The 17508-nt window shown below is 45.1% G+C and carries 14 protein-coding genes; 10 read left to right on the top strand and 4 right to left on the bottom strand.

The window, feature by feature from the left end; genetic code table 11:
• The coding region (locus B9J84_RS04070; RefSeq protein WP_094123593.1) for a methyl-accepting chemotaxis protein at positions 1-1817 on the top strand (1817 nt) is incomplete at its 5' end.
• Between the two features lie 86 nt (positions 1818-1903).
• Here the strand turns inward: B9J84_RS04070 and B9J84_RS04065 are convergent.
• Complete coding sequence (locus tag B9J84_RS04065; protein ID WP_094123592.1) at positions 1904-3265, bottom strand: alpha-amylase family protein; 1362 nt, start codon at positions 3263-3265, stop codon at positions 1904-1906.
• A gap of 272 nt (positions 3266-3537) precedes the next feature.
• Here B9J84_RS04065 and B9J84_RS04060 point away from each other — a divergent pair, with 272 nt between their 5' ends.
• Entirely contained in the window at positions 3538-4218 is a 681-nt protein-coding gene (locus B9J84_RS04060) for a DsbA family oxidoreductase (RefSeq protein WP_013867994.1), read from the top strand.
• Between the two features lie 119 nt (positions 4219-4337).
• On the opposite strand, the gene B9J84_RS04055 is transcribed toward B9J84_RS04060, so the two are convergent.
• Both B9J84_RS04055 and B9J84_RS04050 read right to left on the bottom strand, forming a co-directional pair.
• A complete protein-coding gene (locus B9J84_RS04055; protein WP_094123591.1) occupies positions 4338-4538 on the bottom strand; it encodes a restriction endonuclease subunit S in 201 nt (66 codons plus the stop codon).
• A gap of 58 nt (positions 4539-4596) precedes the next feature.
• Entirely contained in the window at positions 4597-6513 is a 1917-nt protein-coding gene (locus B9J84_RS04050) for a methyl-accepting chemotaxis protein (protein WP_094123590.1), read from the bottom strand.
• A gap of 282 nt (positions 6514-6795) precedes the next feature.
• Between B9J84_RS04050 and B9J84_RS04045 the strand changes: the two genes are divergently transcribed.
• From B9J84_RS04045 to B9J84_RS04015, 7 genes are all read left to right on the top strand, one after another.
• Positions 6796-7752, top strand: coding sequence for a MoxR family ATPase (locus B9J84_RS04045; RefSeq protein WP_094123589.1), 957 nt, complete (start codon positions 6796-6798; stop codon positions 7750-7752).
• A 20-nt stretch (positions 7753-7772) separates the two neighbouring features.
• On the top strand, positions 7773-8699 hold the full coding sequence (locus B9J84_RS04040) for a DUF58 domain-containing protein (RefSeq protein WP_017048975.1): 927 nt from the start codon (positions 7773-7775) through the stop codon (positions 8697-8699).
• Complete coding sequence (locus B9J84_RS04035; RefSeq protein WP_013867999.1) at positions 8696-9166, top strand: DUF4381 domain-containing protein; 471 nt, start codon at positions 8696-8698, stop codon at positions 9164-9166. Before B9J84_RS04040 ends, B9J84_RS04035 begins: the two co-directional genes overlap by 4 nt.
• A gap of 7 nt (positions 9167-9173) precedes the next feature.
• Positions 9174-10142 (top strand): VWA domain-containing protein, encoded by a 969-nt coding sequence (locus B9J84_RS04030; RefSeq protein ID WP_094123588.1) that lies wholly within the window; start codon positions 9174-9176, stop codon positions 10140-10142.
• Positions 10135-12030, top strand: a complete 1896-nt coding sequence (locus B9J84_RS04025) for a VWA domain-containing protein (RefSeq protein ID WP_094123587.1) — start codon at positions 10135-10137, stop codon at positions 12028-12030. Before B9J84_RS04030 ends, B9J84_RS04025 begins: the two co-directional genes overlap by 8 nt.
• Positions 12024-13676, top strand: a complete 1653-nt coding sequence (locus B9J84_RS04020; protein WP_094123586.1) for a BatD family protein — start codon at positions 12024-12026, stop codon at positions 13674-13676. Before B9J84_RS04025 ends, B9J84_RS04020 begins: the two co-directional genes overlap by 7 nt.
• A gap of 117 nt (positions 13677-13793) precedes the next feature.
• On the top strand, positions 13794-14510 hold the full coding sequence (locus B9J84_RS04015) for an SIMPL domain-containing protein (RefSeq protein WP_143698833.1): 717 nt from the start codon (positions 13794-13796) through the stop codon (positions 14508-14510).
• 47 nt (positions 14511-14557) lie between these two features.
• Here B9J84_RS04015 and B9J84_RS04010 read toward each other — a convergent pair whose 3' ends face one another.
• A complete protein-coding gene (locus B9J84_RS04010) occupies positions 14558-16705 on the bottom strand; it encodes a GGDEF domain-containing protein (protein ID WP_094123584.1) in 2148 nt (715 codons plus the stop codon).
• Between the two features lie 290 nt (positions 16706-16995).
• Between B9J84_RS04010 and B9J84_RS04005 the strand changes: the two genes are divergently transcribed.
• Entirely contained in the window at positions 16996-17478 is a 483-nt protein-coding gene (locus tag B9J84_RS04005; RefSeq protein ID WP_013868005.1) for a murein L,D-transpeptidase family protein, read from the top strand.
• Positions 17479-17508: the final 30 nt, after the last annotated feature.

The following is a 17508-nucleotide window of genomic DNA, read 5'->3' as shown; positions in this document are numbered from 1 at the left end:
CCGTTACTCTGCTGACGATACAACAATACTTCACCGTCCAAAAAGAAGTGAAGTCACAAGTTGAAGCGAGTGTAACTGAAATAGTGGATGGGGTTAGCAATACAGCTGGTGCAGAGATCAATAGCCGCAAGGCCATTGCCGCTTACGCCACCAGCATGTTGGAAGTCGACATTAACCGAGAAAGTATGTCTAAGGTCATCACAAGGCCGATTGTCAAACAAACTTTTTTACTGGCTGGGGTCGGTTTTGAGAGCGATGGCTCTTACATCAGTAATGATCCTACTTGGAACCCAGGCGCATCATGGAATCCACGCGTGCGCCCTTGGTATATTGATGCAAAAAATGCCGACAAACTGATTATTACTGCACCTTACGCCGACTCTGCCACTAATGAAATATTGGTGTCTATTGCTACCCCAGTTAAAGATAACGGCAAGTTTATCGGCGCCATCTTCTACGATGTTAGCCTTGCTGGGTTAGCAGAATTGGTCAACACCGTAAAATTATTTGATGCAGGCTATGTGTTTATTGTTTCATCCGACGGCACAACCATAGCCCACCCCCGAGCAGAGATGAACGGCAAGCCAATGAAAGAATACTTAGGCAATGCGGTTATCGCCGAAGAGCCTAAACAAGTGCTGATTGATGGCAAACACTACACACTCGATTTTTCAAAAGTACCCGGAGAGAATTGGTATGTCGGTGTCGTTTTGGATGAAGAGATCGCCTATGCGTCTTTAGCAACACTGCGCAACAGTTCGATCATCTATACGTTAATCGCTTTAGTCTTCAGTATTGCGATACTGCTTGTGCTTATCCGTCTGTTGATGAAACCGCTTGATGCACTTAATAATGCAATACAGAACGTTGCCTCTGGTAGTGGTGACTTAACCCAACGCTTAGCCACCGACACGGATAAAGAATTCTCGGTATTAGCGGTCGGTTTCAATACCTTTACTGAAGCCTTACAACAACAAATTACCCAGTCTAAAGCCATCGGTTCAGAAATTTTACGCGGTTCGGAAATGACCTCGATGGGGTTGCAAGAATCGGCCGAAGCGATGCGTGATCAACTCCATGAACTTGAGCAATTAGCCACAGCCATGCATGAGATGGCCACCACTTCTGGCGATGTCGCCAACAACGCGCAAGGCGCGGCGTCGGCGGCAAAAGATGCTGATGATGCGACAGAATTTGGTACCAATGTTGTGACCCAAACCACTCAAGCGATTGATAATCTTTCGACGCGTATTGATGAAGCAGTAACAGAGGTAAGTGCACTAGAAAATGCAACGGCAAACATCGAAACCATTTTGAAAGTGATCAACGACATTGCCGACCAAACCAACTTGCTGGCACTAAACGCAGCGATAGAGGCGGCTCGGGCTGGAGAGTCAGGCCGAGGCTTTGCGGTCGTTGCAGACGAAGTGCGTACGCTGGCGCAAAGAACGCAGCAATCCACGACGGAGATCCGTAATATGATTGAGAAGTTGCAGTCGAGCGCTACTTCTGTTGCCAATGCGATGAATCAGAGTAAAACAACGGCAGCTGAGGCGGTCAATCGTGCCGAAGAAGCGAATAATGCTCTGCTGAAAATCCGCGATGCTATTCAGCAAATTAGTGATATGAATATCCAAATAGCTTCGGCAGCCGAAGAACAAAGCTTGGTAGCAGAAGAGATCAACAACAACACGGTTAAGATCAAAGATCTTTCCGTTCAAGTTGCAGACGCAGCTGACAATGCCAACATAGCCATGCAAGCTCAAACCGAAAATATCAGAGAGCAAGATGCTATATTGAATAAATTTATCGTTTAATCCTCTACCGCAGCAACTGGGTAGACTCAGTAAAGGCGCTGATTACGCGCCTTTACTTTTCTAACGAGTCACCGTTTTATTCACCATCAGACATTTGATAGCCGACAAAGCATGGCGCTAGAGCGAGCGGCGATATCCATGACAATCTTTTGGTTATTGGGTTGATACTGCTGCTTCGTAAACAATTCTAGCATTGGATTTGTCCAATCAATTTCAACGCGCTGACTGCGTTGAGATTTGTTCAAAACCACTATCCCTTCCTTACCGCGGCTGAACACTAACAAGTCATCACTCGCTTCTAGCGTTTTCATTGGCAACGCATGCATTTTATTATGAAAAGCAATACACGCCGCCATTTGTGGCGAACACCATGCCTCTTGCCAGCGCGGAAGACCAGCATGGTTCAAAATGCCACTGGTGTTTAAATCGGTGTAAATTAATGGCACTCCCCCATCGCGACCAAGAATGTAGCTGTAGGCGATATTTTCTAAGGCTTCATCCATGACGAGGTCGGCAAACACAGCGTTGTTGGGGATATCATGCGTAATGGTGAACGTAATCGCTCGGTTGTTGGAAAGCGCCTGACCAAAACAATAAGGGTCAATCAGCCATTTCAGGCTACCTTTTGTTTGTAACGCATCGTATACCGTTTGAAATAGTGGAAAATCATAAGCACCCAACTTTGTTTCTTGCAGATAAGGCTCGAGAAAAAGTTGGTACTCTTCTTTGGTTGCACCGCCATCAGTAATGATCTCGCCAAAAATATGCATGCCTTGCGTAATGTCATCGGTCCATACTTTCTTCAAATGCTCAATAGACATATGCTTAGCAGCATCAATTCGAAATCCTTTGACTCCTAACGCTTTCAATGCCCTTAAATAAGCCTGTTGTTGCACAACCACATGTTCATTATCACGCAACGTCGGTAGGCCCGGGTCATGCGCCCCTCCAGTAATGCGGCCATTTTGCACTTGCCAACGATCCTTCCAATCTTTTATGCCAAACGCTTCCACAAAGTCATCTTTATCAAAGAGTGGCTGGGTCAGATCACCAAAGAGGCGCAGCGCGTGGTACTCATCGCTTTTATTCTGGTAGGAAGCTAAGTCTTGTGCGCTCGGGTATTGTAAATCCAAACGCAATTTGGATTCGTTGGCCATATGGTTGAACACTACATCGGCATAAATTCGCAAGCCTAATGCGGTTAAGGTTTCAACCATCTGTTTAAAATCATGGGTATTGCCTAGTTGATTATCAATGATGCGATAATCTTGCGGCTGGTAACGTTGCCACCATTTTGTACCTTGAGCGGTTTTGAACGATTTCATCGGCGGTGAAATCAACACCGTTTTATAACCCAGTTGGAAAATTTGCTCTGCACGCTCAGCGACTAAACGATACGGCCAATCAAAAGCATGCAAAATCACATCGGTTGGTTGAACATTTGTCATACGTCAATGTCCCTGTTCATCATGGTTAACTCACAAGTTGAAAGAGGCGAAACCTCACAATACGTCACTTGTTTCTCAAAGCGCAGTTTAATTCTCTGCATTTAACGTTTTTAGAGTATAGAGAGCGTTTCAGCAATTCCATCAGCCTTATTGCAATATTGTTTGTATGAGAGAAAAGGCGTAGAGCGATAAAAAAGCGCCTAGCTTTCCAAAGGGCTACACAACAAGTCACAGTTTATGCTGATAATCTCGCTATAATTAAGGTCAGTGAATTGCCAATCGCGGTAGGGAAGAAAATGAAAAAACTACGCATTGATATCGTGTCAGATGTTGTCTGCCCTTGGTGCATCATTGGCTATAAGCGGTTAGAGCAAGCGCTGCTGGCTCTCAGCGATACGATCGATGCAGACATCCATTGGCACCCTTTTGAACTCAACCCTGCTATGCCTATAGGTGGTGAACACCTACAGCAACATTTAGCCAAAAAATATGGCACGTCGATAGAAGCAAGTTTACAAGCACGCCAAACCCTCAGCGCCCTAGGGCAAGAAGTCGGCTTTCAATTCAACTTCAGTGACGACATGCGTATTTATAATACCCGTAAAGCGCATCAATTATTAATGTGGGCGAATAGCCAAGGAAAACAATTAGAGCTGGAAATGGCACTATTTCGTGCTTATTTCACTTTCGGGCAAGCCTTAGATGACGATGATGTCTTGCTCGACCTAGTACAGAGCCTTGGTTTAGACAGAGAAATCTGCCGCGCAGTTTTAACTGATGAGTCGTGGGCGAAAACCGTTTCTGTCACAGAGCAACAGTGGTTAGAGGCAGGAATTCAAGCTGTGCCAGCCTTGATCATTGAGCAACGCCATCTTATCTCAGGCGCGCAAACGACAGAGATCCTTCAACAGGCACTCGAAGATATCGCGCAACAGCTTCCTATGACTCAATAACGTTTTCTGATAAAAAAGGGCACCACTACTGTGTGCCCTAAATACTATTGTGTACTCTAAATACTATTGTGTACTCTAAATAAACTTGTGTGCTCTAAATTAAATAAAGTGGGTTTGAATTAATGGACGAGGGTATCCGTTTCTGTAAAGAATTGTCCAAAATGCTTTTCCAGCACTTCTGGCGTCAACTTGCCTTCCGCTTCTAGCTGCTTAAGCTCAGCCACAATCGCTTTTTGCTCTTCCAACGAAGGCAGTTTCACTTCAGGTTCACCCGCCACCTGTTGCGACAATTGTGCTAACTCTTTTTCGAAATCACTCATTTTACTTACCTAAACATAAACATAATGGGGGAAGTGTACCGATTTCCCCCTCATGATTCTAGAGCTTAAAGCTACCCACCATTTTATCTAAACGGCCAGACAGATCACGCAGCTCTTGGCTCGCCTCTGCCAACTCTTCTGCGGTGCTGGTGGTCACTTCATTGATGGCGTTGATCTCTTCAATATTTTGATTGATTGTGTGCACCACCGTTGATTGCTCTTCAGTCGCCGTGGCAACCTGAGTGTTCCGATCGGAAATATCGTGGATCCTGTTTGAAATATTCACTAAAACGTTCACCGCTTCATCGGAAGCGTCAACCCCTTCCTGTGTAACAGCCTTACCAGAAGACATCGCCGAGACCGCATCTTTTACATCGTTTTGTAATTGATTGATCATCTTTTGAATTTCTTCCGTTGAAGAGGCCGTGCGGCTGGCCAAATTGCGTACTTCGTCTGCCACCACAGCAAAACCTCGGCCTTGCTCTCCAGCTCTCGCCGCTTCAATTGCAGCGTTTAATGCCAGCAAGTTGGTTTGTTCAGAAATACCACGGATAACACCTAAAATAGAGCCAATATCTTGAGTGGTCGATGCTAGCTGCTCCACCACTTTACCCGTATTTTCGATATCCGCGGCTAAACGACTGATGGCATCTTTGGCTTTGCTTACCACTTCACGTCCTACTTCAGTGTTATCAGCCGCGTGATTTGCTGTTTCAGCTGCCGTCGCCGCGTTAGAAGCAATTTCACTGATAGTCGCCCCCATTTGATTGATCGCCGCCACCACTTGTATAGTTTGGTCACGCTGTTCTTGGCTATTGTCATGAGTTCGCGTCGATTTTTCCGACACCCGACCCGCCGCCGACTGCAATGCATGGCTGGTAGAAGCAACTTCTTTCATCGATTGATGAATCTTCTCAATAAAACCGTTGAAGCCCGCTGATAATTGAGCGATTTCATCGCGGCCCAATACCTCAATCCGTTGCGATAAATCACCATCGCCTTTACCTAAATCGGTAAAGCGTTGTGCAATCTGTTTAATTGGGTTGGCAATACTATTAGCGAGAAAAAGACCCATCAAAATAAAAAAACCCGCCACAGCTAAGGTTGTGAACAACATTTTTTGCGCAACGGCATTTAATTCTGCGAAGACTTCCGACACAGGTACTGAACCAATCACAAACCAGTCCATCGATTTCACGTAGACACTAGCGACAAAAACATCTTGGTTTTGATAGGTTGTCGAAATCAGGTTGAAGCGGCTTTTATTCAATAGTTGGTTTGCGTTTGAGCCGTACAATTGTGTTAATGAGGCTTTAGCTTTCTCTTTTTGGCGATGGATTTGCACTTCCCCTTTCGAGTTGGTCAAAAAGACAAAACCTGTATCCTCGATTTTAAATCCATTGAGCAGGTTCACCATGTCATCCATTGATTTCGACAAACCAGACATCGTATCGCCACTGACATTTTGATAGTTGGCAAACATTTTCACTTCGCCACTTGCCTCTTGGAACATACTGACCATGGTCTTTTGTCCCGATTGCGTAAAACCAAAAAACCAGCCATCTTGCTGTTGATTAAGCTGACGCAGAAAACCGTTTTGGTTCCAGTAATACGCCGTTTTTCGGTTAGCCACAGAAGCATCATTTAACGAATATTGATCGCGTACATTATTGAGCTGCTTAACCAACATCGCCTCAGCGTCAGCATTAATATCGGTCGTCTGAACGGCTTGCTTGATGAATTCATTATTGGCTAGTTGCTCAGCAGAAAAGAGCAATTGCGATACTTCTCGATCTATCTGGCTACTGATTTGATCAAGTAACGAGGGAAGTTCGATATCAATTAATCGGTGCTCCAGTACCTCTCGAGCTTGACGCTGCGCCATTACACCAACGATAACCGTCGAAGCGAGTACCGCGAACGTAATTCCTAATACAACCTTTTGCTTAATACTCATCGAATTAAGTTTGAACATTATTTGCGCTCTTTATTATTGTCTTGTCATGAATAACTTTTTTGTATCGGCAACAAACCCTCTCTCTTGAGAAATTTATCGATAGAATCGATTTATCTTCACGTAGAATGTGATCATGGCCAACAATAGCTGTTCCTAAGCATAGTCGAGTATGGTGACCAAACATTCTTTCGTTTCGCCAAATGGATAATAATTCGCCAATCAGTTGATGCATCACGCTTTTCATGGAACTTTTCGAATCAATAAATTACTAATTCAGCAAAACAGCAGGAGACCCATTCAATGCCATCGCACGCGTTTCAATCGCTACAACACTATTTAAATCAGCAAGTCATAGGCCAGACAGGTTTGGTTAAACAGTTATTAGTTGCACTTCTTGCTGATGGGCACATTTTGGTCGAGGGGCCTCCTGGCCTTGCAAAAACCCGTGCCGTGAAATCACTCGCCGATTGCATAGAAGGTGATTTTCATCGAATCCAATTTACGCCTGATCTGCTCCCCGCCGATTTAACCGGTACCGATATCTTCCGCCCTGAAACAGGTGAGTTCACCTTTCAAGCGGGCCCGATTTTTAACTCATTAGTATTGGCTGATGAAATCAACCGCGCTCCAGCCAAAGTACAAGCTGCGATGCTCGAGGCGATGGCTGAAAAACAGATCACGGCAGGTCGAAAAACCTACCCGTTACCTGAACTTTTTTTAGTGATGGCTACCCAAAACCCGATCGAGCAAGAGGGTACTTATCCTCTACCCGAAGCGCAGTTGGATCGTTTTTTATTGCATTTAAATGTTGATTATCCAGACGCTGAAAATGAACTCGCCATTTTACGTTTGAACCGCGGGGAAGCGCAGGGAATTGAGAAAGTCTCTCCGCCAACATTAAGCCAAAGCGATATTTTCAGTGCTCGACAAGCGGTGCTGAACATTCACATGGCCGAACCTATTGAGCAATATATTATTCGCCTGATCATGGCAACACGTAAACCCGCAGACTACGATACCACGTTGGCACAATGGCTAGAGATGGGCGTCAGCCCGCGAGCAACCATCGCGCTTGATCGATGCGCTCGCGCTCATGCATGGCTCAATGGGCGTGATTTTGTCAGCCCTGAAGATGTTCAAGCGATGGTATTTCCGGTTTTGCGCCACCGTCTATTATTGAGCTACCAAGCACAGGCTGAAGGCGTACATCCCAACCAAGTTATCACTCACTTACTTTCACTGGTTGGTAGTGCTTAGCACTAAGACTAAGGTTTACTATGCAAGAGTCACTTCCACCGTTTAGTACGGGTGTCACACTTTCATTGGCTGAACTGTTGCCTTACAAGCAGCACGCTATTCGCTGGCTGCCACCGGCTAAAAGTTTATGGGCGCAAGTATTGGGGCAGCATCAGAGCAAGCAACTCGGCCGAGGAATGGACTTTGCTGAGGTCAGGCAATACCAAGCAGGAGATGATATTCGGACCATCGACTGGCGCGTTACTGCGCGTACGGGAAAGCCTCATACCAAACTGTTCAGTGAAGAACGAGAAAAACCCGTCATTCTTTACGTTGATCTGAGCCGCTCTATGCAGTTTGGATCGCAGTTAATGCTCAAATCAGTGCAAGCGGCGCACATGGCAAGCTTGCTCAGTTGGTTAAGCATTGCCAATAAGGACCGAGTGGGCGCGGTGATTGATACTGGTTCGACACTGGTTGAGTTAAAACCGACTAGCCGCCAAAAAGGGCCATTACAGCTGTTGCAACAGTTGGTGACACTACAAAACCAACAGCTGCTGGAGCTTGATAAAACGAAATCACACAGCATGCAGCGCGGCCTAACTGCGTTGAATCGTTTGTGCCCTAAAGGCAGTGAAGTGATTTTGATCAGTGACTTCGTCCATTTCAATGCCACATTACAACCAATACTCAACCAATTGCAGCGACATAATCGTGTAAAAATTGTGCACATTTACGATCCATTAGAGCAAGGAGAGACCCAATTTCGCGGTGTAGAACGCGTAACCGATGACCAACAGACGAGCTGGCTCAACTTTTCGAAAAATAGTACGCGCTTAGGGTTAAAAAAAGCCTTTGAATCTCAAAAAGAAAAACTAAAATCATTGAGTCAAACTATGGCAATTTCTTATACCTCACTCTCTAGTGAGAAACCTTTGTTGCAACAACTATCCGGATATAAAGAATGAAGGAATCATCAATAGCTACACTTTTAGATTTAAGCGCGATGCAACTGCCTGAGCTACCCTCTTGGTTTCCCTTGGCTTGGGGATGGTGGGCAAGCGCGGCGGGCATACTGCTCTGTCTGCTGATTCTGGTGTTAGCCATTCGTTGGCGTCGTAAACGCTTAGCCCCGAAAAAAACGGCGCTGCGTTTACTCAACCCCCAATTTGGGCATTTAACTCCTTCTTCAGCGATTGAGCTACTTCGTCAAGCCGCGCTTTGTTACTACCCTCGTATGGAAATCGCACATCTTACCGGCAAAGAGTGGTACACCTTTTTAGATTCACAAATTTCTTACCCTCTTTTTGTTCCCAATGAAACATTGTGGCAGCAAGCGTTATACCAAAAGCAGAAAACAGAAAACAGCCAAGAGCTGATTAATCACTGCTATCAATGGGTTAATGATGCTTTGCCGCCTAAAAAACGGAGATAGCTAGGCTTTGGCAAATATAGAGTTATTGTGGTGGTGGATGCTATGTCTGCTGCCACTCCCGCTGGTCGTTTATCGATTCTTACCACCAGCAAAAGAAAGGGCAGCGATTCACCTGCCCTACCTTCCTAAAGATAATCAGCGTCAAGCACCAAACCAGATCATCGCTAAAATCATTGCAAGCGTTATTTGGTGCTTAGTATTGATCGCCGCAGCCCGTCCAGTGTGGTTTGGCGACCCGGTTATTGCTCAGCCCAAACACCGAGATCTGATGCTGGTGGTTGACCTCTCTTACTCCATGAGCCAAGAAGATATGCTGCTTGGCGATCAGTACATTGATCGTTTGAGCGCCGTTAAAAATGTGCTCTCTGATTTTATTGACAAGCGAGAAGGTGATCGCCTTGGGTTAGTCTTATTTGCCGATCACGCCTATCTACAAACGCCGTTGACTCTGGATAGAAACACCATTCGCCAGCAGCTTAATCAAGCCGTCCTTAAGCTGATCGGCACCCAAACCGCCATTGGTGAAGGGATTGGGCTTGCGACCAAAACGTTTATCGATAGTGATGCCCCACAGCGGGTGATGATTTTACTCAGCGATGGCAGCAATACCGCTGGCATGCTCGACCCAATCGAAGCTGCGAAAATTGCCCAAAAATACAACGCCACCATTTACACAGTCGGTGTTGGCGCTGGCGAAATGATGGTCAAAGAGTTTTTTATGACTCGAAAAATCAATACCGCGGAAGATTTAGATGAGAAGACGTTAACACAAATAGCGACCATGACTGGTGGCCAATATTTTCGCGCACGAAATAGCCAAGATCTTGCCAAAATATACGACACCATTAATCAATTAGAACCAATAAGCCAAGCAAGCCAAACTTGGCGTCCACAAAGCGAATGGTTTGGTTATCCGTTGGCGATGGCGCTCGCGCTTTCTGTACTCTTAGCGCTACTAAGGAGAAATCATGTCTGAGTTTGTTTTTCTTACACCTTGGTGGTTAACCGCACTATTCCCCTTAGCACTACTGCTGGGCTGGTTCACTCTGCGTGCCAAACGACACTCCTTGATAGCACCTCATCTGGCTAAGGCGATGGGTTTGAACGCTAAAAAACATAACGCGGCCATCGTGATCATCAGCGTCAGTTGGCTGCTCGCAGTAATGGCGCTAGCTGGTCCGAGTTTTGAATCTCAAACACGACCCAGTTACAGCAATAGTAACGCGCGCGTATTAGTGATGGACATGTCACTATCGATGTACGCTACTGATATAAAACCCAACCGCTTAACGCAAGCGCGTTATAAAGCGCTCGACTTACTCACACAATGGCAAGAAGGTAGTACAGGGCTTGTCGCCTATGCTGGTGATGCCTATACCGTTAGCCCATTAACCACCGACACCGCAACCCTAAGCAACTTAGTGCCCAATCTATCGCCCGATATTATGCCCTACCCCGGCGCAGATGCGGCTCGCGCGGTTCAATTAGCCATCGACATGATGAAAAATGCCGGCCTTGCACAAGGTGACATTGTGTTATTGACCGATGACATCGACTCACAAGAGCAAGCTCAGATTGAAACACAGCTTACCAATACGCGTTGGAAATTAGTGATCTTAGGCATTGGTACCCAAGCGGGGGCACCCATTACGCTCAGCGATGGTAGCTTACTGAAAAATGCACAAGGGCAGACTGTGGTGGCCAAGACCAACTTTGCCAATATGCAGTCGCTCGCGCAGAATATAAATGGATTATTTACGCCAATCAGCTTAGACAATAGCGATGTCGCAATGATCGCTAAGCTAGACCAAAACGAACAACCACACAGTACAACCAAGAGTCAACAAATGGTGAAAGAGCGCGTTAACAATGGCTATTGGTTAGTGCTGCTCCTCATTATCCCGTGTTTGCTTTTGTTTCGCCGTGGCGTCATTTTTTCTTTATTACTGCTCTTCATCCCCTCACTGCACAGCAATAGTGTACAGGCTTCTCCTTGGCTAAATAGCAATCAACAAGCCAAAAAAGCGTTTGATGCAAAGGAGTATCAAGCGGCCAGTGAACAATTTACAGACTTAGAGTGGAAAGGCATCGCTCAATATCAGGCTGGAGAATATCAGGCAGCGGTGGAGACCCTCTCTCAACTGCCACAAGACAATGTGCGAGTGCAATACAACTTGGCCAACGCCTACGCGCAAAATGGAGAATTGGAAAAGGCCCAAACCTTGTATGAAGAGGTGTTAAAGCGCGACCCAAACCATAAAGATGCTCAGCATAATTTGGAAATCGTAAAAAAAGCGCAGCAACAGCAACAGCAACAGCAACAGCAACAGCAACAGCAACAGCAACAGCAACAGCAACAGTCTGGTGAGCCTTCCGATCCAAATCAAGATCAAAATCGGTCGGAAAATAAAAATAATGAACAGAATAAAAACGATGCACAACAACAAGATGGCGAACAAACCGGAGATAAACCTGACGACCAAAGCGATGGCTCACCGCAGAACGACGACTCTCAGTCTTCGCCTCAATCGGCACAAAGTAAAGATGAGCAAGGTGAGCGATCCAAGGCCAACACGGCGGATGAATCGCCTGCCTCTCAACAGCCGACTGAAGCAACTCAAACAAATGAATCAATGAACAACGAAGATGAGGTCAGTGACAAAGAAGCCTCTGAGCAGCAAACACAAAAGCAATCGCAACAGCAAGGCGATAGCCAAACCGTTGACCCGCAACTTCGTAAGCTAGAACAAGTCGAAAGTGCACGAGATCCTAGTGGCTTACTCAAAGCACAATTGTTGCTACAAGCAAGACAACGGCAAGAAGACCAAGCACAACCTCCACAAAATAACAGCAAGAAGTGGTAAGTATGAAATCGATCAAGCGTTCATTTTGGGCTGCGATTATCAGCCTAGTTTCTGTTGCTCTACTGAGCTCGGCCGCTAACGCGGCTGCACTTTACGCCAACGTCAGTAAAAATAAGGTCGCGAAAAATGAAGTATTCCAATTACGAATTGTTGCCGATGAAAAAGTATCGACCGATGCGATCGACTTTAAGGTGTTAGAAGGCGATTTTTTTCTTGGCCGCCCAAGTTTTGGTACTTCGGTGAACATCATCAATGGCGATCGCAGCACGCGCAGTGAATGGAATGTATCGTTGGCAGCCAACAAACTCGGCATACTGACCATTCCTAGTTTTAGCGTCAATGGGGCAACTACTCAACCGATCGCGATTCAAGTTATCGCTGATGGTGAAGCGCCCAAGCAATCTAACCTTGTTGAAATACAAGCCGATCTAGAACGTAGCAAACTCTACCCGAGTGAAAGCACTTTTCTCAATGCTCGCCTAATCATCAAAGCTGATCCAAGAAGGCTGCAAAATCCACAAATTACGCCACCCGCTGTACAAGGATTAGAACTGACGACCGAGGGAGAAGCTAACCAATACCAAAGCTTATTGGATGGGGTTGAAGTCACCGTTGTAGACCAAAAATTTAGAGTCACGGCCCAAGAGGCAGGAACTTTCACGTTATCCGGCCCTGCGTTTAAAGCTGGCCTCATCTATGGTAACAACCAAACGGGCAGCACCCGCTTGCTGCAAGTCGATATTCCGGCCAAAACCTTTTCGCTGACCGTACTGCCGAAACCGGATAGCTATCAAGGCACTTGGCTACCTACACCAAAACTAACACTCAACCAAACGTGGCGAGATGCCACAGGGCAGATCATCACCACCGAGAGCTTTAAAACCAAAGTGGGTGAATCGTTGACTCGTGAATGGATTCTGACAGTGAAAGGCCTTACGCAGACGCAGTTGCCTAACCTCTCAGTGCAATATCCAGACTCAATTCGGCTCTATGCTGAAAAGCCTCAGTTTAAAAGCTTAGATAATGGCGATGTGCAAATGACGCTAAAACAAGTACTCATCCCAAAAACCGTCGGTAAGGTTGATCTAGCGGATCTCACCGTCAGTTGGTGGGACACCAAAAACGAATCTCAGCAAAGCGCGCAAGCCAAAGGATTAAAGCTAGAGGTTTCGCCAGGTGAATTACTCAACCCATCCACCTCTGTGCTGACACCACCAACAGTACAAACCGTCACCGTTAAAGATGCAGGATACTGGCCCTACTTTACCGCATTTTTTGCACTGTTATGGATGGCTACTATGGTAGTCGCTTGGTCATTTCGTAACGCGCCACAAACAGCAGCACAGGAAACCAACGCTCATCATCAACCGCTTGAAGGCCACCCATATCAACAGTTAAAAGAAGCTGTACAAAGCCAAGATGGTGCCAAAATCAGCTATTACTTCACCCTCTGGCGCGATTCAGTCGTATTAAGTGATGAAGAGAAAACCGCACTAGATGCACAAGTCAGCCAACAACTTAAAACTTTGTACGCACCTCAGAAAAGTGATTGGGATGGCTCAGCGTTAATCTCTATGATTGATACCATTCAAAAAAAGCAAACTAAGCGCCAGCATAAAAAGTTAGAATCTCTGGCAAAACTCTAATCGAAAATGGCTGTCGAAATTACATATCAAATTTAAGGTATGTTGTTATATTCAAACGACTCACCGCTGTGACTTCAAGTCATTTTGGGACTGTTGCCAACAAAAGGAAAACAAGGCATGCAAATAAAAAGTAGCGCTTCATTGATCATCGGTTTGAGTTTAATACTCGGGCTCGCAACCCTCGGTTACTTTGTGCAGCAAACGGCTGTGAAATATAAAGAGTATGAGCGCGTGGTGACCGTTAAAGGATTATCAGAGCGAGAACATCCCGCCGACACAGTTGTTTGGCCGATCCAATTTAGTGTAGCCGATAATGATTTACCCACCATGTTCAACACGATTGAAAAGCAGAGCCAACTGGTGACCGCATTTTTAGCTCAACAAGGCATTGATGAAAAAAGTGTCTCGCTATCATCGCCAGCGGTGATCGACAAAAAAGCACAGCAGTATGGTGGAGAAAATTTAGTCGAGTTTCGTTATTTAGCGAACCAAACCATTACGGTGTACAGCAATCAAGTTGACTTAGTGCGCGAGGCCATTAATAAGCTCGGCAATTTAGGAAAACAAGGCATCGTTTTTAATCAAGATCCTTACAACAACCGCGTTGATTATTCATTCTCTGGACTGAATGAAATCAAACCCGATATGATTGAAGAAGCGACCAAACAGGCAAGAGAAGTCGCAGAGAAATTTGCCAAAGATTCGCAAAGCTCACTTGGCAAGATTAAACGCGCTTCACAGGGACAATTTAGTATTGTGGATCGTGATAACAATACTCCTTACATCAAAAAAGTACGTGTCGTTTCAACGGTTGAATATTACCTCTCAGACTGAATAATCTGCTGTTCTCATTATTTTTGTCATGGCTCGTCGCGCCAACACTATGAATTTGGCGCGGCGACTTTATCACTTCGAGTATGGTGTTTTTGCTCAGAGTAACCAACGACTTGGTTTCTGCCATTATCTTTTGCTTGGTAAAGTGCCTTATCCGCTTTGCTGTACATCTCCTCAAACTTAAGTTCACTGGGAAGGTACTGGGCAATAGTGTAACCAATCGAGACACTTAAGCAGTCACCATCAGGGTTCTCACTATGTTCAATCTGCTCTCGTTCAATACTAAAGCGTATGCTTTCAGCCAACGCTTTCACTTCTGCTGCATCACGGTTGGCCACCAACAATATAAATTCTTCACCACCAATTCGGCAAAAGAGTTCATTCTCTGCCTGAGCATGTTGGTTGAGAATATGGCCAATACGAATCAAAGCAATATCCCCTTCCAAGTGACCGTAGTAATTATTAAATAAACCAAAGTGATCAATATCAAGCAAAATTAAACCATAACTTACGGTCTCATTTTGTACTCTCGAACCGATGCGTTCCAATAAATGAGCTAACATCCGACGATTTCCAAGGCGAGTTAATGGATCCATTTTGGCCATTAAATCCAGTTTGTCGTTCACTTTTTGTAACTCATAGGTACGGTTACGCACCTCAATTTCTAAATTCTCATTCAGTTCACTGATCGCCTGCTGAGCACTGGTGCGCATCAATACTTCGGTTAAATTCGAGGCGAACATGCGGATCACTTCTCGCAGTTGTGAAGTCAGTGGTGAGCGGCGGATCAAATTGTCCGCAGCAATAAAAGCAATAGGTTCGCCATTGTTGGTAAGCATGGTCATGGCTGTCCAGCCAAAACCAACAATGTTGCTGTCATGATAAATAGGGACTGACTCTTCAAACACCACCTCATTGGGGTTGGCTTTGGCCATATCAACAATCATATTATTGGTGGTCCCAGAACGAAAATAGGATTCATCCACAATGTTGCCTTGGATATCGGTTCCCCACGTTCCTTGAATGTACGAGCAGTGTTTATCGGTCAAAAACACCGCCAGACGATCAATGCCCATGCGGTTAATCGCAAAACTGACCGCCGATTTGCACACGTCACTCACCGTCATACAACGTGACAGTTCAACCATGCTCGCATGCAACATGCGAACATTTTGCTCCTGACGCTTGCGAATATAAATTTGCGCAAGCAATGAACCAAAAGATTCCAACATCTGCTTTTGGTATTCAGTAATGGGCTGTCGATTAATGTAGTTATCAATCGCGATCCAACCAATGGTTTCATTACCATCACGTAGAATTAACATCCCATTCCACCCTTGTCCTACCACATTTCCTGCCGTGTATAGAGGGGCATCGTCGATCAACACCAAACTTTTAGTATCATCAGAAAGACCGCTTAAATAACTTTCTTCTAGCTGGTGCAAATCGTATTGGGTATGGTGTTCGCTCACCGTTTTTCCGCTTTCATCCGTACCATAAGTTCCGCTAAAACAACGTTTTTTCATATCAAGAACCAAAAAAGCGGCTCGATCAAACCCTAAGCGTGTTTTCGTTACATCAACGGCCGCTCTGTGCAGCGCATCCAAATTGTCTGGGTTAGCCAGTTCAATCGCTAATTGATGAACCAGCTTCATGTTATCAATGAACATTTCGCGCTGTTTAATTTCATCCAAATACTTTGCTTCGCGGATATCTCTATTTTTAAACTCCTTTGCCGCTTCAGATTCCGCGCGAAGACATTGCCAACGAGCCGCAATCAGTTGCAAACAATCGAGCTCTCCGGATTCTGTTTTCGCATGAATGTTGACGTTATCAATTGCCTCAAGCAGCAAATAGGTTCTTAAATCAGGGTGGTTATCTAACATAAAAAGATAAGACTCACCGCCCATCACACTACGGTAGTCCCAATTGCAGGTGTTGATCGCTAGTGGAATTAGACCATCTGAGGTGTCAAATTGTGCGGCCCAATTCCAAAAGGTATTTGGATAATTTTGCAGAGCAGTCGGTAAGTTGTACTCAAATAATGACTCATGGCGCTTGTTTAATGTTGGTGCATGAAAGATCCGCATTGATTTGGGAGAAATGAAACTTTGAAGAAAATCAAACGTTGCTTCCGCGAGCATACGGTGGTTGCGAGCAGAAGAAATCTGTTTGAGTAAAGTACGAGAGAACATATGAGCGGCCTGACATTTTAATAATTTTCATTGCAAAATTAGACAAAAGATCATGTGCAATCAAACTCTTAAAAAGGTCGCTGTTAAGTCGGCCGCAAATTTGCACTCTATGTTTTTACATCCTAGAGTTAACCTACATTTTTGAGATTCTGTTTCCATTTATTACATGGTTAGCCCTATTATTTTTAGCATTGTCTTATTTGCAAGACAATATTGACAACTAGCCACGTTCATTCTTCCGCTGCATAATGTCTCTCTATTTGCCACCTTATCAGTACTGACACTCTCTTATGACCCGATACTTTAGGCTACTTTTGTTTCTATGTTTTTCACTCAACAGCGCAGCGGCTGAGATTGATCTGGTCAAAGTGGATAAATCTAAGCGTCGCATGTACTTAATCTCGGGCCAGCAGATCATTCAAGAGTATCGAATTGCCTTGGGTAAAGAACCCAAAGGACATAAACAGCAAGAAGGCGATCAACGTACCCCAGAAGGTCGATACTATCTTGAAGCTATCAGTAATGATTCTGGCTATTATCGTTCGATTCATATCAGTTACCCGAATCATCAAGATAAAGTGCATGCACAGCGCTTAAACATCAATCCCGGTGGTGATATAAAAATCCATGGCCTAAAAAATGGCGACAAGCAACGACCAGAATATGTGCAAAGTTTTGATTGGACTAATGGGTGTATTGCACTGACTAACTCAGAAATGGATGAATTTTTGAGCCTAGTCAAAGAAGGCACGCCGATTGAGATTGAGTGGTAAAAGTGGCACTTACGCTAAGGTGTTAGGACG

This window comes from Vibrio sp. V03_P4A6T147 (genome assembly GCF_002241085.1).
Classification (GTDB): domain Bacteria; phylum Pseudomonadota; class Gammaproteobacteria; order Enterobacterales; family Vibrionaceae; genus Vibrio; species Vibrio anguillarum.
Note: the sequence above shows the minus strand (reverse complement) of the source record. Positions and strands in the feature narration are given on the sequence as shown.